Origin of the sequence: uncultured Rummeliibacillus sp. (assembly GCF_934216135.1) — a bacterium.
Classification (GTDB): domain Bacteria; phylum Bacillota; class Bacilli; order Bacillales_A; family Planococcaceae; genus Rummeliibacillus.
On record NZ_CAKQBI010000004.1, the window covers coordinates 17,233 to 40,648 of the forward strand.

Sequence of the window (23,416 nt, forward strand, 5' to 3'; positions counted from 1 at the left end):
TTCTGTTTTCATTTTTTTTGCATATATATGAAGATAGAGGAGGGATAGCGAGTGAAAAATATTACCAGGGAAATAAATGAATCATTTATTTTTCCAGAATCATATGGCTGCCCAGTAAAAGTAAGTGAGATAAAAGTAGTACCACATTGGGAGCAACAAGTAGATGATTTATCACTCACAATTTCGGGCATTTATCACCTATCAGCTTTTCTTGAATTTGATAAAGAAAAGGAAAGGGTAAAACAGTTATCGAATGAGTGCACTCTAATAGATGACGTGGAATGGAAAGAAAAAGAAGCATATTTTGAATATGCTAATCCCTTTGAAATTAGTTTGCCAAAAGAAATCCCACAATCATCTGTTAAATTAAATGCACGAGATATTAAAGTAGAGATGCAAGATGATGGTATTTGTCAGGTTAAGTATCAAGTAGAATGTAGTTATGAAGAGCTACAGAATGAATCGTCAGAGGCCGTAGTACAACCTGTAGAAAGTACAGATTTAGTCGACCTCTCAGATACATCTACTGAAGCATATGATGACGAAGAATCAATCATAAGCGAACTATTGTGGGACTTAGAAGAACATTATACAACTGTTGAAATTCAATTAAATGGTATCCGTAAATAACAAATACCAAAGTAATAAAAAGATTAACAGTAAGACAACGTCTAAAGATGTCGGTACAAAAATGACTCGAATGAATTGAAAGCAGGATATAGGTATGATGATATTCTTACAGTAAAACCTTGTCTTGCGCAACCAAGGAGGGAGTAAATATGGATTGTAACGACCCTTTTTCATGTTTCAATCTCCTTTCTTTTAAAATGAAAAATCCATTCCTAGTATTATATGTTGCTAGGAATGGATTTTTGTAGTTAAGTAGGAAAGTTATTATGCAGTTTACTCTACAAAGTATAGATCTTTTATTTTTGCAATCTTTCTGTGATGTAATGGTGCTTTGTCTTTATCAACTTCTTTGTACATAAATTTTTTAGTGAATGATGATGAATGCCCTGATTCCATTCTAAATAATTTCATTTATTAATGATAAGAATGTATTTATGGTTTTAAATTATAACGTTATATCGAAATATCTTTTGATATCAATTATTATTCAATTGAGTTTGGAGTTTTGCAAATGTTATTTTCTGCTTCAATGTCTAAAAGTATTAAGTGGGGAATATGATTTAAAATCAGAAATTTGAAATGCTTGAAAAACAATTTTTAATTCGGTAAAATGAATACAGCTATATATATGCGAAGAAGGGGAGGAGTAGAACGCTCCTACTTGTTAGAGAGGAAACGGTTGGTGCAAGTTTCTCAAGTAGACGTTTGAAGGTAGCCCTGGAGCAGTTTCTGTGAACAAATTAGTAGCAGAAACCGGTGAAAAGCCGTTATCAGATGAAGTGTCAGCTTTTTGCTGAAATTAAGGTGGTACCGCGAATAATACCTTCGCCCTTTGTTTAGGGGCGGAGGTTTTTTATTTTCTCCCCATTTACTTTTACTGATAGCGAGTATTAAAGGAGGTCATCCAATTGACTGAACAAACTACAACAATGTCTACAAAATACGATCCGCAGTCGATTGAACAAGGTCGCTACGAATGGTGGCTTGAAGGAGAATTTTTTAAAGCTCAACCTGAAAGTGGTAAAAAACCATATTCAATCGTTATCCCACCACCAAATGTTACTGGTAAATTACACTTAGGTCACGCTTGGGATACAACATTACAAGATATTCTTGTTCGTATGAAACGTATGCAAGGATATGATGCTCTTTGGTTACCAGGAATGGACCATGCAGGTATCGCGACACAAGCAAAAGTAGAAGCAAAACTTCGTGAAGAAGGTATTTCTCGTTACGATCTAGGTCGTGAAAAATTCCTCGAAAAAACGTGGGAATGGAAAGAAAATTTTGCAGGCACAATCCGACAACAATGGGCAAAATTAGGATTGGCTCTTGATTATTCTCGTGAAAGATTCACTTTAGACGACGGTCTTTCAGATGCAGTAAAAGAAGTATTTGTTAAGCTTTATGAAAAAGGTTTAATCTACCGTGGTGAACGTATTATAAACTGGGATCCACAAGCAAAAACTGCATTATCTGATATCGAAGTTATTTACAAAGATATCGAAGGTGCTTTCTATCATATGGAATATCCATTAGCTGACGGTTCTGGCAAACTTGAAATTGCAACAACTCGCCCAGAAACAATGCTTGGTGATAGTGGTATTGCTGTAAATCCAAAAGACGAACGTTATGCTCACTTAGTAGGTAAAACAGCAATTCTTCCAATCGTAGGTCGCGAAATTCCAATTGTTGCCGATGATTATGTAGATATGGAATTCGGTACTGGTGTTGTAAAAATGACTCCAGCACATGACCCTAATGACTTTGAAGTTGGTAATCGCCACAATTTAGAACGTATTATCGTGATGAACGAAGACGGTACGATGAACGAAAATGCTGGTAAATACCAAGGCATGGATCGCTTCGAATGTCGTAAACAAATCGTTAAAGATTTACAAGAAATGGGCGTATTGATCCGCATTGAACCATACACTCACTCTGTTGGTCACTCAGAACGTACTGGTGTTGTCGTAGAACCTTATCTTTCAGCACAATGGTTTGTTAAAATGGGACCACTTGCAAAAGCTGCTCTTGAACTTCAAGAAAAAGAAGCAGAAAAGGTAAACTTCGTGCCAAATCGTTTTGAAAACACATATACTCGTTGGATGGAAAATGTCCACGATTGGTGTATTTCTCGTCAATTATGGTGGGGTCACCAAATTCCAGCTTGGTATCATAAAGAAACTGGTGAAGTTTACGTTGGTAAAGAAGCACCAGCAGATGAAGAAAACTGGACTCGTGATGAAGACGTATTAGATACTTGGTTCTCATCTGCATTATGGCCTTTCTCTACAATGGGTTGGCCAGATACTGATGCCCCAGATTTCAAACGATACTATCCAACTGGTGCGTTAGTTACAGGTTACGATATTATCTTCTTCTGGGTATCTCGTATGATCTTCCAAGGTCTTGAATTCACAGGCGAACGTCCATTTAAAGATGTATTAATCCATGGTTTAGTTCGTGACGGTGAAGGTCGCAAAATGTCTAAATCGCTTGGTAACGGGGTTGACCCAATGGATGTTATCGAAAAATATGGTGCTGACTCTTTACGTTACTTCTTAGCAACTGGTTCATCTCCAGGTCAAGATTTACGTTATACAACAGAAAAAGTAGAAGCTGTTTGGAACTTCTCTAACAAAATTTGGAATGCGTCACGTTTCGCTCTTATGAACATGGATGGCATGACATATGATGAAATCGATTTAACTGGCGAAAAATCTGTTGCAGATAAATGGATTTTAACTCGCTTAAACGAAACAATCGAAGAAGTTACTCGTCTTGCAGATAAATATGAATTTGGTGAAGTTGGTCGTCATTTACACAACTTTATCTGGGATGATTTCTGTGACTGGTATATTGAAATGGCTAAATTGCCATTATACGGTGAAGACGAAGCGGCTAAGAAAACAACACGTTCCGTACTTGCATATGTTTTAGACAATACTATGCGTCTATTACATCCATTAATGCCATTCATTACTGAAGAAATCTGGCAAAACCTTCCTCATGAAGGTGTATCAATTACACAAGCTTCATGGCCAGTTGTGAACCCAGAATTTACTTTCAACCAACAATCTCAAGATATGAAATTGTTAATGGATATCATTCGTGCTGTTCGTAATATCCGTGCAGAAGTAAATACACCAATGAGCAAAAAAGTACCTATGTACATTTCTGCTAAAGATGCAGCAACTCTTGCAGTTCTTGAAGAAAACAAAGCATACATCGAAAGATTCTGTAATCCAGAAACACTAACTTTAGGTGAAAACCTACAACCTTCTATGAAAACAATGTCAGCTGTTGTATCAGGAGCTGAACTATTCTTACCTCTTGAAGGTTTGATCGATGTATCTGCTGAAATTGAACGTCTTACTCATGAACTTGAAAAATGGGATAAAGAAGTAAAACGTGTTCAAGGTAAATTAAACAATGAACGCTTCGTATCAAAAGCACCAGAAGCAGTAGTAGCTGCTGAACGTGAAAAAGAAGCAGATTACCTAGAAAAATTTGCAACTGTAGAAAAACGTATTGCTGAATTGAAAAATATGTAGTTTTTAATACAAAGAAAAAATGCTCAAGCTAACTATTTGTAGCTTGGGCGTTTTTTTATGTAGATTACTATGGATGAGATGAGTTTTGGGATATAAATTGTCGGAACCGCGGGAGAATTAGACAGAATCGCGTGAGACAGACTGAAAATCGCGGGAGGAGCAGTTGGAATCGCGGGAGACCAACCGGAAAACGCGGGAGAAACAGCTAATAAAAAATCTAATTAACAAGTGAAGTAGGATATAAATTGTCAAAATCGCGGGAGAATTAGTCAAAATCGCGGGAGACCGAACGAAAATCGCGAAAGGAGCAGTCAAAATCGCGGGAGACCAACCGAAAATCGCGTGAGTAGGAATGAGTAACTGAGAAAATCGCAGAAATAGAAAATATCAAAATTAAGCAAAACTATTTTTTGTATAGTAAAATTTGTATTTATTTCGCTTAAATAAATGAAAATGATAAAAAAATGATTTTTTATCAAATAAAAAATGCACGCTTTTTAATTTCGCTACTTTGCATGATTTAGGGAACCCTTTTATACTTTGTTTGACCTAGAGTGGAAGGAGGAAGCAATTTGATTGGAAAAGGGTATTCTGATACACATTATTTAGATGCACTATATGGACTAATTCAAAGACTCTCATTGTCAAATCCAAAAAGGCAAGAGTTATTGAACGAATATAACCGTATTAAAGCAGGAAACTTTGGCGAAAAAGTTGTAATGAACTCTCTTGAGCAACTCCAATTACCATACCAGTTTTACATTTTTCATGATCTCTATTTGTCTATAGAAAGCCATATCCAAATTGACATTTTAATATTAACGCGTTACTATGCATTTATTTTTGAAGTGAAAAATATTAAAGGCGCTATTGAATTGACAGACAATCCTAGTCAACTTATCCGTACACTACCTGATGGTGAAATTCATGTTTTTAAAAGTCCAGAGCCTCAATTAGAAGAATATATTTACCAACTTCAAAAATTTTTCCAAAATAAAAATATTCATATTCCAGTCTACGGAGCAATAATTTTTCCTTTTACATCAAGCTTTATTAAGCAAAGTTCTAACAAAACTACAGTCCTACAAAAAAATGAAATAAAGCCATTCTTACGAAGGATTGTGACAAAATGCGATTCTATTACTGACGATGAGCTAGAATATTTGAGGCATTCCATTTTAGATAAGCATAAGGAATTTATACCTTACCCATTAATTGAACGATATAATATTCCGCGAGAGGATGTTTCAAATGGTGTAATCTGTAATAAGTGCAATACACTTGGAATGAAGAGATTATCCCATTACTGGAGATGCCCTAATTGCTATTCTAAAAGTTCAAAAGCTCATGAAAGGGCAATTTATGATTATTTAACAATAATAAATAATAAAATATCCAATGAAGAATGTAGAAAATTTCTTAATATAAAAAGTGTTGATCAATCTTATAGAATGTTGAAAAATATGAATTTAATAAAATTGGGAAAAACAAGCAGGGTAAAATATATGCTTCCTTATTTAAATTATAAATCTAATTAACAAATGTAGTAGGATATAAATTGTCAAAATCGCGTGAGAATTAGTCAAAATCGCGGGAGACAGACTGAAAACCGCGGGAGGAGCAGTCGAAACCGCGGGAGACCACCCGAAAATCGCGTGAGAAACAGCTAATAAAAATACGGGAGAGTCATCAGACACCCCCGCATCACCAAGAAACTATAAACCTTCCAATTCCTGAACGAAATAGTCCATTAATATAGTAGGTAAATCTTCATCATATAAATTGTAAAATGATCTTGCACCGACTGGATCTTCAATTTCGTTTAAGAGCCATTTGCCATCCGGTCGTAGTAAAAAGTCAATGCCGATATAATTACTATTTAATGCTTTTTGAAGTGTCAACACTTGTAAACGCTGCTCATGAGATAGATTATATTTTTCAATAGATCCGCCTAAAGTGTAATTAGATCGAAAATCGTGACTTCCTTTTCTTTTAACAGCACCAATAATCTTTGAACCTACAACCCATACCCGTACATCTGTGGAGTTTGTCTCAATATAAGGTTGCGTTAATAGTTTTCGCCCTCGCCACTTTAATTGAAAAAATTTAAGATCTTCACTTGAGTTACATAGAGCAACTTCATTCCCACCATGTCCATCAATTGTTTTAATAATAATAGGATACTGTTGTATTTGTTCTTCACGTAAGATAGGAACGGTAGGAATTCCGTGTAGATGGGCAAACTTTAAGGTCTCTTTTTTATTGTTCGCAAGCTCATTTACAGTTGAACGATTAAATACTTTAATGCCAATCGATTCTAACTTTTTAGCAATTTCAGGATTACGTGTACGATTCCAAACAAATAGTGCCCCATTGAAAGGTATATCCATAATATTTTGCTCAATTTCATCAGCTATTGCTAAAATAAGCTCGATTTCCACTCCCCGTGCTGCAGCTATCATTTGTTCGATAAAAATTGTATTTTTCTTAGAGTCTTCCCGTTCATATATAAGATAAGCCTTTTCCATCAAATCACCCAATTTTCTTCAAAATATACTCGACAAACTTAACACCTACATTAATGCCCGTAACATTATAAAGGTTTCGAATATGTGCTGCAGCATTTACTTCACAAACTAGAGGCTCTTCATCTGGTCCGAATAATAAATCTACACCTGCAAATTCAGCACCAACTGCTTTAGCTGCTTGAATAGCCACTTCTTTCTGTGTATCCGTCAACACTACTTTTTCTGCATGACCACCATTTGTGATATTTGCTCTAAAATCAGTTTCAGAATGGCGATACATGGATGCCACGACTTCATCACCAATAATATTGACCCGAATATCGCGACCACGGCTTGAATCGATAAACTGTTGGAAGACAAAATCTACACCTCTAAGTGCATCCACTTTTTCATAAAATTCTTCCTTTGTATGAATCAGATAGACATGCATCCCAAATGATCCATGACCTTCTTTAATAATCATGGGTAAGCCTAATGTTTGTAAAACATTTTTAAAATAACCGCTATCTCGAATAGTAAACTTAGCATAGACCTTTGGTGCAATAATTGTCGTTGGCATTGGTACATTTGCTTTTGCGAGCTGTATGTATTGTTTGGCCTTATTATCACAAGTCTCAATGACCTCAGGATCATTAAAAACTGGAATACCACTATTTTTTAAGAAAGTTGCGAGTAGAATATCTTTGTCTAAAAAGATGACGAAATCGGGTTTGTTTTGAAGTTTTTCGTCTAGCTTCATCATAATTTCATAATTTTTATAAATAATTGGTTGAACATTAAGCTGTTCACATGCTTCGGCCATTAGTCTTGCTTGGTCGAGAAATTTGTCATTTACAAGACTACCATTGTATATAATCCAACAAGTTTTCATCATAAAAATCCCCTTAACACAGTGCTATAATAATATATAAAAGTTTAGCACGAAAATGATTGAATATATAGGACGGAGTGTTAAGATGATTCCTAAATTAGATGAATATAAGGAACGTTGGCAAATTTCCAGCGATCCAGCGATTAAACCAGGATTAGATGCGATGAAAGAAGCATTAGCTTTAGTGGGAAATCCTCAAAATAGTATACCGGTAATTCATCTAGCTGGTACAAATGGAAAGGGTTCTACAGTAACATTTATTGAACATATTGCTAGAAGTCATGGCTTAAAGACAGCTACATTTATGTCTCCATGTATAGAAGATGTTCACGACCAAATCCAGCTTAATGAAATGCCAATTACAACAAATGAGATGGATGCAATTTTTGAAATTATGAGTGAGGCAGGTTTAAGTGGAAGATTAACGGATTTTGAGCTTCTTACAGTAGCAGCCTATCTGGCATTTAGTCGATTTAAACCCGATATTGCGATTATCGAATGTGGTATGGGTGGCCGTTATGATTCTACAAATGTAATGATCCCTATTGTTTCAGTTGTACCTAGTATCTCATTAGAACATACCCGCTTTTTAGGAGATACGTTAGCTAAAATTGCTTATCACAAATCAGGCATTATTAAGAAAGAAAGACCAATTATTACCGGAGAGCTTCCACCTGAAGCAATGACGGTTTTCATCGATGAAGCAAAAAAACAAAATGCATCACTCTATGTGTACGACAAAGATTTCTCTATTGAAGTAACGGAAGATGATGAAAGATACTATAAACCTAATTATGAAATTTCACATTTGAAACGTATCATGCCAGGTGCCCATCAACGTAGTAATATGGCTCTTGCGATTACCGCCTTTATAAAATTTGCAGAAGAACAGGGTATAGAAATTAATGTAGAAAAGATAAAAAAAGGTGTTCACGAAGCACATTTGGCTGGACGTTTTGAAAAAATCACTCAAAACTTATATCTTGATGGTGCACATAATCCTGCAAGTGCAAAAACACTTATTGAGACGATTAAAGAAGAATTTCCAGGACAAAAGATTCATTTTGTTATGGGGATATTAAAGGATAAAGATGTAGAAGGTGTTTTAAGGTTATTAGAAGAAGTAGGTAATAGTTTTACTTTTGTTGATGTAGATAATGAACGGGCAATGCCAGCTAATATGATATACGACTTAAGTCATAGTGAAAATAAATCTGTATCCAAAGATAATATAATTCAAATTATGGAAAAAAAGCTAGATATGAGTGGTATTATTATTATGACAGGGTCGCTTTATCTTTTAGCCCAATGGAGGAATACACTATTAATAAGGTTTAAATAACCTATATATTTGTATTGAAATGGAAATTATTTATGCTATAATTTACAATAAATTAAGATTGAGTGGGAGGGAAGTATGAAAAAGTCATTTACTTTTCAAATAATGATCTTTATCGCATGGATTGCTATTGTTCCTTTAAGCATCTATGCTATATATCTCAAATACCCTCCTACTGGTGATATAGATTGGGGATTATTACTAGGACTTACTTGTTTAAGTCTTGTAACTGCTTATTGGCCAGCGAATATTAATGGTGTACCTTATTTCCTAATTCAATGGGTAAGTCTTGCTGTATTTTTGAGATTTGGATTATTTATTGAAATTATTGTTTTCCAAATTTCGATGATTCCTTTTATCTATCGTTTACAACTACCTCGGCAACAACTTTACCGTATGCCATGGAATTCGATTATGTTCTTACTTGTTTCATTTCTAAGTGGTTTTGCCTTTTTAGAATTTGGTGGAGAAATCCATACAGATGGTATTAAGGAGATAGTTGGTTATGGTTTGCTTTATATCTTGGTAAATATTACAGCAAATCATATTTTACTAAAACTTAGTGGTCTTTTATTAGGAAATAGATCACCATTTTTTACGATGGAAGATGCATGGGATTATCTAACCTGTTGCTTTGTGCTTCCGATGGGGATCAGTTTGTATATTTTAGGTGAGCATGTAGGTGTCATTGCTATCATTTTACTCGGCATTCCATTTTTTATTGCGATAAAATTATTAGAACTGTATGGGACTTCGAGTAAGTTAAATAAGGAGCTTTCTAACGCAGCGCACTTTGGACATCAATTAGCTGATCGCTTAAGTTCAGAAGAAACACTCGACTTATTTATGGATCGTGTGCCCCAAATGGTTTCTGTTGATGGACTTTATATGATTGATCGAAGAAAACAGACAGGTACTCTTTCAGTTTTAAGGGCATATGAAAATGGAAAAATGATTTTGAAAAACGTTACACACAAAGAACTAAGTACGGGTCTATTAACTGAAATATTAACTACAGAAACAAAATTTGGGATAAATAAACGCTCAGAATTAGATTTGTGTTCAAATGACTATTTACCCTCTGATACTCAAAGTATTTTAGCGCTACCTCTATTAAGAGAAAAAAGTATGGAAGGAATCTTATTATTAACTTCTAAAAAGAAAAACTTCTTTAAAGATTACCAAATTAAAATCTTAGAACTTATTTGTTCATATTTTATCGTTTCGTTAGAAAAAGCAAGATATGTAGAAAATGCAAAACAAAGTAGCGAACGTTGTGGTTTGACGGGTTTATATAATTATAGATACTTTGATGAGCATTTAACAAAAATGATGGATGAACTAAAGTGTCAGAATATTGGTAATTTATCTTTGATCATGCTCGATATCGACTATTTTAAAAGAATTAACGATAATTACGGTCATCAAAGTGGTAATGATATTTTATGTGGAATTGCAGATCTTTTACGAAGAGAAGTAGCTGCTCAAGGAACCATTGCTAGATACGGAGGGGAAGAGTTCGTCGTTCTTCTACCAAACTATTCAAAAGCAGCAGCATTAAAAATTGCAGAGCATCTACGTAAAGCTATCGAGCAACAACCATTTGAAATTTCTCCAGATTTAATAGAAGATGTCTCACATCTAGTCGTGCATGTCACTGCTAGCATAGGTGTATCTTCTGCATATGAAGATGCCGATGATGGCCCTTCATTACTACGAAACGCCGATCAAGCAATGTATATTGGCGCAAAGCAAAAGGGGAGAAATCGGGTTGCTGGGTTTTGATGGGTGTACTAAATAGGTTAGCAGAAGAACTATAGGATTCTTCTGCTTTTTTATGAATTAATTGTTTTCGATAATAGAATGGGGATTTAATCTAAAAATAATGTTTTTATTGTTATTAATATTGTCATTATTTTCATTGGACGTTTCGTCCCCAATACCTTCTATGGTGGAATTACCATTAAATATTACTTCATTTACAATAATATTACTTTTTATTTCTGTTTTACTACCCCCATTAAAGTGTATTTTAGAATTAGGTGCATATATACCGTTTGCAGAAACGCTACTTATATAGTTATCTTTCCCATTCCCATTAATGTGTAAATCTCCTTTTCCGATAATAATATCTCCAGCCACATATAATTTTTTACTTGTGTTAATTCCGTTATATGCATAGATTGAACCGTCAATAGAAAGTGATGAGTTTCCATTAATATTGATTTGGTTTTCAACATAGATTTGTAGGTTATCCTTATTACCCTCTGAATTAATAAATGCATTTTTATTAAGTGGAGCTAAATTATTAATATAAATCGTTAACTTGCCGGATCCTATTATTTTTATGGTTTTACCTGATAAATCCAGATTAGTAATATAAATTGATCGATTTGAAGAGCCAACATCAATCGTTAAAGAGTTTGATTTAAAATTTTGTATGGTTACATCTTTATCTAGAGTGATTTTTTCAGAATTGAAATTTATAGAATTAGATGGAAAGTTATTAAACTGGTTACTGGGAAACTCAGGTAACTTATAGTTGAATGGAGTGTTCCACTTTACCTTATCTAAGTTTCCATTAATCGTATGCCCATCCTTTGATGGTGAAGGTGAAGCAATAGTTATGTTTTTAAGTTGAGCACTCCCATTTAGTTGAATATGCCCTGCTACGTAAACCGTATTATTAGATAATGAAGTTGGATTATCTGGGTTATCTGAAGTATTTGAGATATCAATTACTTGAGAAATTGTTCTACTTTGTATTGTGCCTATTCTACCTTCTGAGATTATTTTATACATTAAACTATTGATTTTTTTAGACTTTACTGTTGCTTTTGTCTCTTTATTAAATTGTTTTTCAAAGTCACCATTATCGCTGCTATATGTTGTGGTTGAATCTGGGCCTAAAATTAAACTCACAGCATAGTCTGCGAAATTAAATGATTCTTTTTCAGATTTAGAGAGTGAATTATAGTACAAAGATGTTTTTTTTATAGCTTCATTAACAGTTTCTTCCGAACTTAATTTCTCTTTTATTTCCGCTCTTTTTTGTACCAATCCTGCTTCTGCGATATAGTAGGCTGATTGATTGTCACGCTCATGTGATGAAATTTTTAAAGAATTAGCTGTTGTCCCCATCAAACCTAATCCTAGAATAGTTATTACTACAAGTGTAAGAATTACGATAATAAGAGTGTATCCATTTTCATTATTAAAATATGATTTTTGATAAAATCCTTTTTTCATTCCTTTCCACTCCTTGACACAATTGTAGTTGTTATTTCTTTCGCTTTATGAACGCCCTCTTTTTTCATATCTTTTATAGTAATAGTCCATTCCGCTCTATTTAAATATGAAAATCTTTGTATATCAAATATTTCTACATTCGTAGCAAGAACTTCGTCATTTTTTGAAAAGTCGTCTGGATTCCCCGTATATTTATAAATAGTATGAGTAGAATTATCTAATCGATAGTTCGTGTTATTGATTTTAATACCATTATTTATGGGTTGAATATTATCAACAGTCGTTTTTCGAATCTCTTTCGTAATAATTTTTAGTACATAGGAAATGTCATTTAATTGGTTGGCTTCATTTAGTTGTTCATTATATTGTGTAGTACTTTTAGTAAGTAAATATAAGATTAATATAGAAAGAATGCTCATAATGACTATTGCTGCAAGGATTTCAACTAGAGAGATTCCCTTTTCATTATGTAAATTTTCTCGCATTATGATCCAGCCTTCCATTCAATAATATTTTCTATTTGTGCCTTTTTTCTTTGCTTAATATCTTCATCTTTTACACAAATGTTATCAATTTTATTATTTCCTTTAGTTACATAAACTTTAATTTGTGCATTAGTAAGTGTAACTGGAAGCTTTTTTTTCTCTGTTAATTTTAAAATAATAGTTACATTTGGGTTTGTTTTTTGCTCATTTTTATAAAGAGTATAATTTGCTTGACTTTCATAACCAGTGCATTCTTTTGTATAGCCCAATCCTCCGGCATTAATATCTTTTGTAATCGAAATTTCCGCATTAGATTTAGAATTGTTAGTGCTCAAACGATAAATTTTCTCCATTTCAGTTTGGGCTATATAAGTTGCATCGACTATTTCCTCTGAATTTTTCGTTGTTTGCTTCGTTTGAATGAAAAAGGTGAAAAATGATACTAATAGAATGACTAAGATGACAAATGAAGCAATGACCTCGACTAATGTCGCCCCTCTTTCGCTACGATAAACATTATTTGACATCATTTTAATATCCTTTCTCATAATCTTTTTACTTTAGTATTAAATCGTTACTAGATTAATATGGTGAAAATATCATGAACGATATTCTATAAATTTACAGTTAATCCATGCATATATATTATATACACTAATTTAGATAATTTGTATGAAAAAAATCATATTAATTATTTATTTTTTTATTTTTTTGAACAAAAAAGATGTAAAAAGTCACAGATTTTTTCAGAAGAATAAGATATAATGTTAAATAAAGTTAAAAATATATGCGTAATAGAATGATTTTGATAGGGGATATAAGTATGAGATTTTTGTCTAAAACAATGGCAATAATACTATTTTTATCAATATTACTAATTTCTTTAAAAAATGCGGATGTTACTGCGTATGCAACTTCTAATGGATCAACGATTGGAACTGTTATTGTGGATGAATTATCAGATAAAGAGATAAAAAGACAACTAAATGCCGCAATAGAAGACTGGGAAAGTGAAGAAATTTACGTAACAGTTGGTTCTAAGAAAATAATATTAAGTGGCGATGATTTTCTATTTAATATTGATAAATCTATTAGAAAATTTAAGCAGCATACTGAAAAGCCTTGGTATGCATTTTGGCAAGATTCTCCTACTGTTGATGAACCGTTAGATGTTAGAGCAAGTGCGTCGTTAATGAAAAAAATTAAAAGTGAAACAAATCTACATAATTTAGAAATAAAATCACAAGTACTTGAAGCAGCATCTTATTTGAAAAAATCTCCTATTAATATAAAAGTGAACGATTTTTCTATGAAAGATGCAGAGCGTATCTCATTTCAGTCAATTGCACTAAAAGATGCTCAAGTTTTAGATGCTACAGCAATTGCTAAAGAATTAGATGGTGTTATGATTGAGCCAGAAACGCCGTTTTCTTTTAATGATATCGCCACAAAAGCTGGTAGCAACGATGATTCTATGACGCTTGTGGCATCAGCATTATATAGTGCAGTTTTGCAAAGTAGCTTTGAAATTATGGAAAGACATCAAGCTGAGAAAATCCCAACTTATATAAAACCGGGATACGAAGCTACCGTAAGTCCTTTTTTAGAAAAGGATTTGAAATTCATCTCTCATAGTACAGTTCCTACAAAAATTGTAGCTTCTGTTAAATTGAATACTCTAAAAATCGAATTATTTTCTTTGCCAGGTAGCCCAAAAGTCGTTGTTTCAGAGAAAGATAAAAAGACAGTTCAATCGCGTAAAATCTATCGCTACTCTAAGAATTTATCGAAAGGTGAAAGTAAAAAAATTCAACAAGCGAAACCGGGTTTACAGCTATTAATCTATCGAACTATTACAGAGGGAAATGGTGATTCAAAGACCCAACTCATAAGTCAAAATTACTATGCTCCACAAAATGAAATTATCGAAAAATCATCTATTCAACCAACGAATAATAATGATGATACAAACGAAGATTCAGTAGGTTCAAATGGACAATCAGTTTCTGAGGATTTAAGTAATCAGGATAATTCGAGCGGAAATTTAAATAGTAATAGCGAAAGTTCAAATAGTAAAGAGCAAAATTCAATTTCAGCAAATCATAAAGAAGCTACAAAGAGTAAAAATGGTGGATCTGTACCGAAAGGCAGTTACTATAACAAATCTGGCGATATATTAACACCAAAAGATACTAAATAACATTGTAGGATGTGAATATGATGAGTTTAACGACTAGGAAACGATTGGGTGATTTACTAGTTGAAGCAGGGGCTATAACAGGGGAACAATTAGAATTTGCTTTACATAATAAGAGCAAAGATGAAAAGCTTGGTGACTTTTTAATACGCGAAAACTTATTAACTGAGCAACAACTTATAGAAGTATTAGAAATTCAATTAGACATTCCGCACATTAGTATTAGTCAGTTTGCTATTGATCAAGACCTAATACAGTTGCTTCCTAAAGGTTTGGCAAAACGTGCTTTACTTATGCCTTTATCCCGTGAAAAGAATAAGTTATTGATCGCAATGGCAGACCCAATGGATTATTTTGCGATTGAAGAAGTGCGAATGGCTACAGGCTGTCAAATCGAAACTTGTATTGCGACAAAAGATGATTTACGACGAGCGATTAGTAAGTACTATGACTTACAAGAAACAATGGATGCGGCATTAAATGATCTTATGCCTACAGAAAAGAATGATGAAAACGAAATGCTGGATGATGATTCGCCAATTGTTAAGCTCGTCAATCAAATTATTTCAAATGCTGTTGTTCAAAGAGCAAGTGATATTCATTTTGATCCTCAAGAAACAGAACTTCGCATTCGGTATCGAATTGATGGTGTCTTAAGAACTGAAAGATCTTTACCGAAAACGATGCAGAATATGATTATTGCGCGTATAAAAATTATGGGGAATTTAAATATTACAGAAAATCGCTTACCACAGGATGGACGGATTAAAGCTAATATTAATCTTCATCCAGTTGATATACGATTATCTACTTTACCGACTGTTTACGGTGAGAAAGTGGTTATGCGTGTTTTAGATTTAAACAATTCACACGGAGATCTCCATAAACTGGGTTTTTCAGAAGCAAATTTAAATCATTTTAAAGAAATGATTAGCAAACCAAATGGAATTGTATTGATAACAGGTCCAACAGGATCAGGGAAATCTTCTACATTATCAACTGCTCTTACCTACTTGAATAATGAAGAGGTTAATATTATTACGGTTGAAGATCCGGTGGAATATCAATTGGAAGGTGTCAACCAAATTCAAGTCCGTGAAGAAATTGGCTTAACATTTGCGACTGGCTTACGTTCAATTTTGCGCCAAGACCCAGATATTATCATGATTGGAGAAATACGAGATTTAGAAACTGCTCAAATTGCAACAAGAGCATCCTTAACAGGACATTTAGTATTAAGCACGTTACATACGAATAGTGCAGCTGAATCTATCTCTCGCCTATTTGATATGGGGATTGAACCTTTTTTACTTTCTTCTTCAGTGGTTGGCGTGGTAGCACAACGTCTTGTTCGTCGAGTTTGTCGAGATTGTGGAGAATACCAACAATTATCAAGTCGAGAATCAGGTATATTTGAGAAACATCAAATTCCAATTTCACAAGTAAAACGTGGGTCAGGTTGCCCATCTTGTAATAATACGGGGTATAGAGGAAGGCTAGCAGTTCACGAAATTTTGGTAGTAGATGAACAAGTTAAAGAGTTAATACTTAATAAGGCAAGTCTAGCAGATATAAAAAAACATATGTACAAGCATGGATATCGCACGTTATTAGAAGATGGACTATTAAAAGTAGCAGATGGTCTAACGACAACCGAAGAAATATTACGTGTGGCGACAGATGAGTAGGATGTGAGGAAATGACAAAATCAATTGTAGATTTACTAACGTTTGCTGAAGAAAAGGATGCTTCGGATTTACATGTAACTGTAGGGGTACCTCCTTATTATCGAATCAACGGTCAATTACAACCGCATGGAGAAGAAATACTAACGCCTGAGGATTTAAAGCGAATGATTTGTGATGTGTTGCCACCTCATCGGATGGAAGAATTTGAGACGAATGGCGAAGTAGACTTTAACTATTCGTTACCAGGAAGATGTCGTTTTCGTATGAATGCTTATCATCAACGCAATAGTTGTACATTAGCCGCTCGTAAGATTACAGCGGAAATACCGACCATTGAACAATTAGGAATGCCTACTGTATTAAAAGATTTATGTCAAAAACCTCAAGGGCTTATTCTAGTAACGGGTCCCACGGGTTCAGGAAAATCGACTACATTGGCAGCGATGATTGACAATATCAATGAAAATCAAGCAAAACATATTATCACATTAGAAGATCCAATTGAATATTTGCATAAGCACAAACAGTCAATTGTCAATCAACGTGAAATTGGTTCAGATACGAAAAGCTTTGCAAATGGGCTTCGTGCTGCACTTCGCCAAGATCCAGATATTATTCTAGTCGGAGAAATGCGAGATTTAGAGACGATTTCCACAGCAATTACTGCTGCAGAAACTGGTCATTTAGTGATGGCAACGCTTCATACGAGCAGTGCACCTACAACGATTGATCGCATTATCGATGTTTTTCCTCCTCATCAGCAGGGGCAAATTCGTATTCAATTAGCGAATGTTTTGCAAGGAATTATTTCTCAACGTCTATTTAAACGAATAGACAAGCCTGGTCGTATTGCTGCTACTGAAATTTTGATACATACATCATCAGTAGCTAACTTAATCCGCAATGACAAAGTACATCAATTGACAAATATTATGCAAACGAATCGAGCACTTGGTATGCATACAATTGATAGCTCAATACAGCAGCTACTTGCCAAAAGACTAATCGATTTTGATACAGCAAAAGTTTATATGAATGCAGGTGAATTTGTATGACAGTTTATCGATTTAGCGGCCGTACTATGCAAGGGGCAATGGAAAAGGGCACGATTGAAGCGGGTTCAAAACAACTAGCGATTAAAAAATTGCGTGATAAAGGTATTAATCCAAGACAAGTTGAAGAATCCAAGAGCTTATTGCACAAAGATTTGACGATTGGCAATGGCATGAAAAATGAAGATTTTGTTATCTATTGCCGGCAATTTGCAACATTAATAAGAGCTGGGATATCCATTGTTGAGGCTACCCATATTCTATCTGAACAAACATCAAGCAAAGGCTTAAAAAAAGCACTAAATGGTGTCGAAGAAGACTTACGTTCTGGGATTGCTTTTTCGGATGCCGCAACGAAATTCCCAAAGATATTCCCTGTGCTATTTGTCAATATGATGAAAGCTGGTGAAGCAACAGGAAATTTGGATGATACATTAGACCGTATGGCATTTAGTTACGAGAAGTCTTTTAAATTGAAGAAGAAGATCCAGTCAACGATGGCATATCCAATTGTTTTACTCATTCTCATCTTTTTTGTATCTGCTTTTATGCTCATTTGGTTAGTGCCAAAATTCACCGCAAACTTCGCGAGCTTTGGTGCTGAGTTACCCGCCATTACATTAATGGTACTAGCCTTAAGTGATTCATTAAAAAACTTTTGGTGGATATTTCTACTCGGGGGAATAGTGGTCATTGGCGTTTTCCTATATCTCTATAAGAACAACACAAAATTTAATTTTTATATTCATTATGCACTGTTGAAAATGCCGATTTTCGGAAAAGTGTTGCAAAAATCGGCAATTGCTCGAATGACAAGGACACTCGCTACATTGTTTAGTAGTTCTGTCCCGATTTTAAATGCATTAGCAATTGTTGAGAAAATTATTGGAGACCCAGTCATTGAAGAAGTTGTAAAACAATCAAAGTCTTCACTTGAAAAAGGGAGTTCGTTAGCAGAGCCATTAGTGCAAAGTTGGGTTTTCCCTCCTTTAGTAACACAAATGGTATCAATCGGCGAACAAACAGGTTCCCTCGATTATATGCTGGAGAAAATTGCGGAGTTCTATGAAGATGATGTCGACCGAACAGTAGATTCATTGAAAGCGTTAATCGAGCCAATCATGATTCTTTTATTGGCAGTTGTAGTTGGATTTATCATGGCAGCAGTTATGCTACCGATGTTTAGCCTATATGAACAAATGTAAAGAAGAACAATTGAAAGGAGGTGAAAAAGAAATGAAAGACGATGTTACACAAAATTTCCCAGGTGAAGAACCTACATATAAAAAAGGAGGAAAAACAATGAAAACAAAAATGAAAAAATTGATGAAAAATCAAAAAGGCATGACTTTAATCGAGCTTTTAGCAGTTATCGTTATTATTGCGATTATTGCTTTAATTGCAATTCCTGCGATTGGGAATATTATTAATAATTCTAAGGATAAAGCTATTCTTGCTGATGCGTCTCAAATTATCTCTGCTTCAAAAATTGCATTTGCGGATGGGGCTTGTAAAGATGCTAATAAATGCACAGGTGATGAATTAGAGCCTTATGTTGAAAAGGAAGGTGTTAAATTAACTTCTAGTGATTCAGTTACAAAAGTCGATAAAGGTTATTCTCTTGTTTATGAAGGATTTGGCAAGTTAAATGGCAAATTTAAAGATAAAGTTACAAATAAAACAATCACAAGTAAAGAGTTAGCGGAACTGATGGGTAATAAATAATCTCTTTTGAACACAGCAGCTCCCCGCTACTATCCAATTTTAATCTTTCGTTGAAGAAAGCCAACAATCCAACTTTGACTTTACATCGATGATTCGGCTTTCTCCACCGAAGTATTAAAGCTTTCATGTGGGAGGAATACATATGTTTTTTGGAAAGAAGAAGCGACAAGTGTCGCTTGTATATAATGATTTTGCATTGAAAGTGTTAGCGTCCAGTTCGAATGATTTAGCACATGCAGAGGTTCACTCGATTCCGCTAGATGAAGGTATTGTGGTCGATGGAATTATCGAGGATGAACTAGCATTTTTTGAATTGTTAAAAGATCATGTGAAAAATTGGGGGATTAAGGGCCAAAATGTGAGCTTTTATGTACCGGAAAGTACGGTAATGATGAAAGCTATTGAGCATCCGCAAGAATTAGAAGATGTTGTATCTATTAAACAGTATGTGGAGATGGAGATTGGTCGAACGATCCATCTACCATTTGAAAATCCTCTGATTGATATTTATGATGCGAAGCAAGGCGATGGTAAAGCAACAATCTTCGCAACGAATGCGGAAGAAGTGCAAAAAGTAGTTGGATTACTGACAGATGCAGGCTTAACACCTGTTGTAGCAGATATTAAAGTGATTTCATTGATTCGTTTAGTCAATTTACTCTTACCAAATTTGGTGAATACTACAACATTGCTAGCCAACTGGTCAATCAATGAATTGTCGCTCGTCATCTATTCATTTGGCGAGGTAGAGTTTTTGCGTTTCCAAACGATTGAGACAGAGCGTAGTAAATGGCAATCGCGTTATACAGAAGATGATTTTGATTATTTTTACAATGATGAGATTAGTCAGTATCAAAACGCGCTATTTGAGCCGCTAGCTGAAATTGAACGAATTATTAACTTTTATCAATATTCATTGAACAAAGGGGAAAAAGGGGTAGATCAAATTGTCGTATTGGGAGACTCTCCTGAGCTGGAATACATTGCAGAAATGATAGAAAGTCAAGTTACTTTACCTGTTCACGTTTTAACAGATCAAGTAATGGAAGAAGAGTTTCCAAACTTTAAAGCATCACAAGCCAGTCTCATTAGTTTGGCATTGAAGGAGGTTGTCAAGGCATGATTCCAGATATTAACCTCTTACCCAATGTGGAAAAAAGTACATCGCAAAAACCAGCTGTATGGCTTGCCGTCTTAATAGCTGGTTTAATGGCGCTCGTATTTGGTTTATATTATTTTTCGCTTGCAAGTGATATAAAATCTCTTGACTCACAACAACAAGCATTATCGAGCGAGGTAGATTCTTATCATAAACAAATTGCTAATTTTCAAAAGGAATCACCAGGTTCTTTTGAACAATCAGTGAAGTTTGTTGAAGCTGTTTCATACCCTGTTACACCGATTATTGACAGTATTGAAAGTCATCTAGAATCTTATGAAAAATTGACGGATATTACATATGGTGAATCAGGCGTTGAAATTACAGCAGATTTTGAAACATTACATGGTGTCTCTACATATGTTCAAAATTTAATGACAGATAAATTGTATACAGATGTGCAAGTTTCTTCTGTTTCTTCTTTTAAACCAGAGAAAGCAGAGTACCAAAACGCGACAGCGAGTGAGCTGCTTGTCCCTCGCTATAAAGCAACCATTCAACTTAAGATCAATCAAGCAAATCTACTAGCAGAGGGTGAACGCCCATGAAATCATTTGGTACGAACAAAAAACTAACTTCCTTATTTATCGCAGCACTTGTATTTGTATTGGGATTTGCGATTTTTTACTATGTAGTTTATCCAAAGATGGAAGAAAGAGATTCTTTGCAATACCAAATTACAAATTTAAAAACAGAATCAAAAGACTTGGAGAAACAATTAGATAACTTAAAATCTAATCAGCAGGCAGAGAAAAAGAGTACGTCTGAACTAAAAACAGAAGTCCCTACAGAAAGAGAGCTTGATAGCTTAATCGATTCGATTGAGCAATTAGAATCTGTTAGTAACACGGAAATTGTCGATATTGCTTTTAATAATTATGATGCAGCTGTGAAAGAAACAATTAACACAGAAGAGCAAAAAGATGGGGCAACAAATAGTAATTCATCTACCCAATCCACAGATGCGCAACAGGTTGACTCAACTCAATCACAAAATTTAAATACGACTGCACCAGATTCAAATAACCAGAATACAGATGCTACGCAAAATAGTGAAAAAAATATAGCACCTGTGTCACCTATTGCTACTAGTAGTTTGCCAGAATCCTTGAAACTATTAACGATGAACTTAACGGTTGATGCAACTGATAAAAAAGAGATTAAACAGTTTTTGAGGGAAATTGAATTTTTGCCTCGAATCATGCGAATAGACTCTGTTTCTTATGAAACACCCAATATAGAGGTAACAAATTCATCTGCGGATACGAAAGAAGATCCATTACAAGCGACTATTCAACTTACTACCTTCTATTATGTCGGTCAACTGGATGAACAAAACGAAAAGAAATGAGCACAACAAAAACAGGCAGTAATTCTCCAGTAAAGCCTTTCAGGGAGATTTCTGTCTTTTGGTATAGATAGAGAGGGAAAAGATGATGGAAATAGTTTATGCGGTATTTTTTATGATATTTGGATTAGTATTTGGCTCGTTCTTTAATGTAGTGGGTTTAAGAGTGCCAAAAGGACAATCTATTATTTCTCCACCTTCCCATTGTGAAGGGTGTAATAGGAGATTAACTGCACTCGATTTAGTACCAGTATTTTCTTATCTTTTTTTACGAGGAAAATGTCGTAGTTGTGGGGCAAAGATTGGATTTTTCCATCCATTAATGGAGCTGTTAACAGGGGTTTTATATGCCTTCGCCTATTTACACTTTGGATTTACACTAGAACTAGTTGTCGCTATTCTTTTTATATCACTACTAATTATTATTACAGTGTCTGATATAGCATATATGTTAATACCTGATAAGGTTTTATTGCCATTTGGTATTTTACTCATTATTTCTCGGATCTTTTCACCTTTAAACCCATGGTGGGACGCATTTGTTGGAGCAGTCATTGGGTTTGGTATTTTGTTTTTGATAGCCTTTGTGTCGAAAGGTGGAATGGGTGGTGGAGATATAAAGCTATTTTTCGTCATTGGCCTTGTTTTAGGAAGTAAACTAACGATCTTGGCACTGTTTGTCTCTTCTATCATTGGCCTTGTAGCAGGTGTTTCACAGTTAGTATGGCAAAAGAAAGGCCGCAAACACCCTGTGCCTTTTGGACCTTGGATTGCTCTAGGGAGTGTTGTGACGTATTTTTACGGTACAGATATACTCGAATGGTATATGAATTTGTTATTTTAGCGAGAAAACTTTTTAAGGCGAGACGACATCAGTCTCGCCTTTTTTTATGTCTATTCTGCTAGGGTATTGAATAGGGGTGATGTCGATATGAAATTTAATACAAGACAGAAAAAGGAAGAAAAGCAGTTTTTACTTGCTGCGGTTATACATGGTGTCATTATTGGAGCTGCAGGTGTACTACTATTTTTCTTCCTATTACAGGTAGTTGAGAAAAAAGTAGGAGATTCGAATGGGGAAACTCTTTCTGTAGATTCACAAAAAAGTGCTAGTGTAGAAAATAAACCAGTCAAATTCTATGCAATGCAGTATGGAGTTTACTCATCATCACAAGCTGCTTCAGATTTTTTAGCAGCACATCCTGAATTTGAGAATGTTTCTATTATTAGAGCTGATAAGCAATTCTATTTGTGGGGAGCTATTAGTAATAGTGAGAAGAAGATTAAATCGATTGTAACTAAAGACTCTTTTGTGAAGCCTTTTGTTTTAAATGGTGCTGCATGTGAAGAAAAGGGGGTAAAAATTATACCTCAATTGTTAGCTGTTGACAAAGTGGCAAAATTAAATATTAGCGATTCTAAATCTGGACAGGCAACACCGGTTGATTGGAAGACGGCCGTTACTACTGCCACTAAGGTTTCGAAAGAATTGGAAATCGTAAAGTTAATGATTTTAGAGCATTATGTATCCCAAAATGACTGTTTACAAATTAAATTTTGATAGTTAAATAGTATTCAAAATAACATT

The 23,416-nt window shown here is 34.5% G+C and carries 21 protein-coding genes and 1 other annotated feature; of the genes, 15 read left to right on the forward strand and 6 right to left on the reverse strand.

All coding sequences use genetic code 11. The features are described 5' to 3' along the window. The first annotated feature begins 51 nt into the window (after positions 1-51). Positions 52-630 carry a hypothetical protein gene (locus Q0977_RS03825; RefSeq protein WP_119415772.1) on the forward strand — a complete coding sequence of 193 codons (579 nt, stop codon included), beginning with the start codon at positions 52-54 and terminating at the stop codon, positions 628-630. On the opposite strand, the gene Q0977_RS03830 is transcribed toward Q0977_RS03825, so the two are convergent. Further along, positions 610-804: a hypothetical protein gene (locus Q0977_RS03830; protein ID WP_119415773.1), complete on the reverse strand. Its 195-nt coding sequence runs from the start codon at positions 802-804 to the stop codon at positions 610-612. The two genes, Q0977_RS03825 and Q0977_RS03830, sit on opposite strands and share 21 nt — an antisense overlap. A gap of 450 nt (positions 805-1,254) precedes the next feature. Beyond that, positions 1,255-1,466 (forward strand) — a binding site (T-box leader). 72 nt (positions 1,467-1,538) lie between these two features. Here Q0977_RS03830 and Q0977_RS03835 point away from each other — a divergent pair. Then, positions 1,539-4,187: a valine--tRNA ligase gene (locus Q0977_RS03835; RefSeq protein WP_299510775.1), complete on the forward strand. Its 2,649-nt coding sequence runs from the start codon at positions 1,539-1,541 to the stop codon at positions 4,185-4,187. Between the two features lie 572 nt (positions 4,188-4,759). Continuing rightward, positions 4,760-5,725 carry a nuclease-related domain-containing protein gene (locus tag Q0977_RS03840; protein ID WP_119415775.1) on the forward strand — a complete coding sequence of 322 codons (966 nt, stop codon included), beginning with the start codon at positions 4,760-4,762 and terminating at the stop codon, positions 5,723-5,725. A gap of 177 nt (positions 5,726-5,902) precedes the next feature. On the opposite strand, the gene Q0977_RS03845 is transcribed toward Q0977_RS03840, so the two are convergent. Together Q0977_RS03845 and Q0977_RS03850 are read right to left on the reverse strand one after the other, a co-directional pair. Continuing rightward, positions 5,903-6,715 (reverse strand): RimK family alpha-L-glutamate ligase, encoded by an 813-nt coding sequence (locus Q0977_RS03845; protein WP_299510778.1) that lies wholly within the window; start codon positions 6,713-6,715, stop codon positions 5,903-5,905. Positions 6,716-6,719: 4 nt separating this feature from the next. After that, positions 6,720-7,586 carry a RimK family alpha-L-glutamate ligase gene (locus Q0977_RS03850; protein WP_299510780.1) on the reverse strand — a complete coding sequence of 289 codons (867 nt, stop codon included), beginning with the start codon at positions 7,584-7,586 and terminating at the stop codon, positions 6,720-6,722. 85 nt (positions 7,587-7,671) lie between these two features. Here Q0977_RS03850 and Q0977_RS03855 point away from each other — a divergent pair, with 85 nt between their 5' ends. Both Q0977_RS03855 and Q0977_RS03860 read left to right on the forward strand, forming a co-directional pair. Next, positions 7,672-8,928, forward strand: coding sequence for a folylpolyglutamate synthase/dihydrofolate synthase family protein (locus Q0977_RS03855; protein WP_299510782.1), 1,257 nt, complete (start codon positions 7,672-7,674; stop codon positions 8,926-8,928). 75 nt (positions 8,929-9,003) lie between these two features. After that, positions 9,004-10,710, forward strand: a complete 1,707-nt coding sequence (locus Q0977_RS03860) for a sensor domain-containing diguanylate cyclase (protein ID WP_299510784.1) — start codon at positions 9,004-9,006, stop codon at positions 10,708-10,710. 57 nt (positions 10,711-10,767) lie between these two features. Here the strand turns inward: Q0977_RS03860 and Q0977_RS03865 are convergent, their stop codons facing one another. From Q0977_RS03865 to Q0977_RS03875, 3 genes are read right to left on the reverse strand one after another with little or no spacing between them, the layout of a single operon-like run. Then, positions 10,768-12,174, reverse strand: coding sequence for a pilus assembly PilX N-terminal domain-containing protein (locus Q0977_RS03865; protein ID WP_299510786.1), 1,407 nt, complete (start codon positions 12,172-12,174; stop codon positions 10,768-10,770). After that, positions 12,171-12,659: a prepilin-type N-terminal cleavage/methylation domain-containing protein gene (locus Q0977_RS03870; protein ID WP_299510788.1), complete on the reverse strand. Its 489-nt coding sequence runs from the start codon at positions 12,657-12,659 to the stop codon at positions 12,171-12,173. Before Q0977_RS03870 ends, Q0977_RS03865 begins: the two co-directional genes overlap by 4 nt. Further along, positions 12,659-13,186 carry a hypothetical protein gene (locus tag Q0977_RS03875; RefSeq protein WP_299510790.1) on the reverse strand — a complete coding sequence of 176 codons (528 nt, stop codon included), beginning with the start codon at positions 13,184-13,186 and terminating at the stop codon, positions 12,659-12,661. The genes Q0977_RS03870 and Q0977_RS03875 overlap by 1 nt, the downstream gene beginning before the upstream one ends. A 296-nt stretch (positions 13,187-13,482) precedes the next feature. Here Q0977_RS03875 and Q0977_RS03880 point away from each other — a divergent pair, with 296 nt between their 5' ends. From Q0977_RS03880 to Q0977_RS03925, 10 genes are all read left to right on the forward strand, one after another. Continuing rightward, a complete protein-coding gene (locus tag Q0977_RS03880; RefSeq protein WP_299510792.1) occupies positions 13,483-14,859 on the forward strand; it encodes a VanW family protein in 1,377 nt (458 codons plus the stop codon). Positions 14,860-14,879: 20 nt separating this feature from the next. Further along, a complete protein-coding gene (locus tag Q0977_RS03885) occupies positions 14,880-16,544 on the forward strand; it encodes a GspE/PulE family protein (protein WP_299510794.1) in 1,665 nt (554 codons plus the stop codon). An 11-nt stretch (positions 16,545-16,555) separates the two neighbouring features. After that, positions 16,556-17,599 (forward strand): type IV pilus twitching motility protein PilT, encoded by a 1,044-nt coding sequence (locus Q0977_RS03890; RefSeq protein ID WP_299510796.1) that lies wholly within the window; start codon positions 16,556-16,558, stop codon positions 17,597-17,599. Then, positions 17,596-18,801, forward strand: a complete 1,206-nt coding sequence (locus Q0977_RS03895; RefSeq protein ID WP_299510798.1) for a type II secretion system F family protein — start codon at positions 17,596-17,598, stop codon at positions 18,799-18,801. The genes Q0977_RS03890 and Q0977_RS03895 overlap by 4 nt, the downstream gene beginning before the upstream one ends. 31 nt (positions 18,802-18,832) lie before the next feature. Next, positions 18,833-19,321, forward strand: a complete 489-nt coding sequence (locus tag Q0977_RS03900) for a prepilin-type N-terminal cleavage/methylation domain-containing protein (protein WP_299510800.1) — start codon at positions 18,833-18,835, stop codon at positions 19,319-19,321. A 142-nt stretch (positions 19,322-19,463) separates the two neighbouring features. Further along, positions 19,464-20,444 (forward strand): type IV pilus biogenesis protein PilM, encoded by a 981-nt coding sequence (gene pilM / locus Q0977_RS03905; protein WP_299510802.1) that lies wholly within the window; start codon positions 19,464-19,466, stop codon positions 20,442-20,444. Beyond that, entirely contained in the window at positions 20,441-21,028 is a 588-nt protein-coding gene (locus Q0977_RS03910) for a PilN domain-containing protein (protein ID WP_299510804.1), read from the forward strand. Before pilM ends, Q0977_RS03910 begins: the two co-directional genes overlap by 4 nt. After that, positions 21,025-21,831, forward strand: coding sequence for a hypothetical protein (locus tag Q0977_RS03915; RefSeq protein ID WP_119415788.1), 807 nt, complete (start codon positions 21,025-21,027; stop codon positions 21,829-21,831). The genes Q0977_RS03910 and Q0977_RS03915 overlap by 4 nt, the downstream gene beginning before the upstream one ends. Before the next feature lie 85 nt (positions 21,832-21,916). Then, on the forward strand, positions 21,917-22,672 hold the full coding sequence (locus tag Q0977_RS03920) for an A24 family peptidase (RefSeq protein WP_119415804.1): 756 nt from the start codon (positions 21,917-21,919) through the stop codon (positions 22,670-22,672). 87 nt (positions 22,673-22,759) lie between these two features. After that, positions 22,760-23,389, forward strand: a complete 630-nt coding sequence (locus tag Q0977_RS03925; protein ID WP_299510809.1) for a hypothetical protein — start codon at positions 22,760-22,762, stop codon at positions 23,387-23,389. Positions 23,390-23,416 lie beyond the last annotated feature (27 nt).

What these genes read in the sequence shown, in the direction of transcription:
- Q0977_RS03830 (WP_119415773.1), bottom strand. Translation starts at nt 804, where the DNA reads ATGAAAAAGGGTCGTTACAATCCATATTTACTCCCTCCTTGGTTGCGC.
- Q0977_RS03845 (WP_299510778.1), bottom strand. Translation starts at nt 6,715, where the DNA reads ATGGAAAAGGCTTATCTTATATATGAACGGGAAGACTCTAAGAAAAAT.
- Q0977_RS03850 (WP_299510780.1), bottom strand. Translation starts at nt 7,586, where the DNA reads ATGAAAACTTGTTGGATTATATACAATGGTAGTCTTGTAAATGACAAA.
- Q0977_RS03855 (WP_299510782.1), top strand. Translation starts at nt 7,672, where the DNA reads ATGATTCCTAAATTAGATGAATATAAGGAACGTTGGCAAATTTCCAGC.
- Q0977_RS03860 (WP_299510784.1), top strand. Translation starts at nt 9,004, where the DNA reads ATGAAAAAGTCATTTACTTTTCAAATAATGATCTTTATCGCATGGATT.
- Q0977_RS03865 (WP_299510786.1), bottom strand. Translation starts at nt 12,174, where the DNA reads ATGAAAAAAGGATTTTATCAAAAATCATATTTTAATAATGAAAATGGA.
- Q0977_RS03870 (WP_299510788.1), bottom strand. Translation starts at nt 12,659, where the DNA reads ATGCGAGAAAATTTACATAATGAAAAGGGAATCTCTCTAGTTGAAATC.
- Q0977_RS03875 (WP_299510790.1), bottom strand. Translation starts at nt 13,186, where the DNA reads ATGTCAAATAATGTTTATCGTAGCGAAAGAGGGGCGACATTAGTCGAG.
- Q0977_RS03880 (WP_299510792.1), top strand. Translation starts at nt 13,483, where the DNA reads ATGAGATTTTTGTCTAAAACAATGGCAATAATACTATTTTTATCAATA.
- Q0977_RS03885 (WP_299510794.1), top strand. Translation starts at nt 14,880, where the DNA reads ATGAGTTTAACGACTAGGAAACGATTGGGTGATTTACTAGTTGAAGCA.
- Q0977_RS03890 (WP_299510796.1), top strand. Translation starts at nt 16,556, where the DNA reads ATGACAAAATCAATTGTAGATTTACTAACGTTTGCTGAAGAAAAGGAT.
- Q0977_RS03895 (WP_299510798.1), top strand. Translation starts at nt 17,596, where the DNA reads ATGACAGTTTATCGATTTAGCGGCCGTACTATGCAAGGGGCAATGGAA.
- Q0977_RS03900 (WP_299510800.1), top strand. Translation starts at nt 18,833, where the DNA reads ATGAAAGACGATGTTACACAAAATTTCCCAGGTGAAGAACCTACATAT.
- pilM (WP_299510802.1), top strand. Translation starts at nt 19,464, where the DNA reads ATGTTTTTTGGAAAGAAGAAGCGACAAGTGTCGCTTGTATATAATGAT.
- Q0977_RS03910 (WP_299510804.1), top strand. Translation starts at nt 20,441, where the DNA reads ATGATTCCAGATATTAACCTCTTACCCAATGTGGAAAAAAGTACATCG.
- Q0977_RS03915 (WP_119415788.1), top strand. Translation starts at nt 21,025, where the DNA reads ATGAAATCATTTGGTACGAACAAAAAACTAACTTCCTTATTTATCGCA.
- Q0977_RS03920 (WP_119415804.1), top strand. Translation starts at nt 21,917, where the DNA reads ATGGAAATAGTTTATGCGGTATTTTTTATGATATTTGGATTAGTATTT.
- Q0977_RS03925 (WP_299510809.1), top strand. Translation starts at nt 22,760, where the DNA reads ATGAAATTTAATACAAGACAGAAAAAGGAAGAAAAGCAGTTTTTACTT.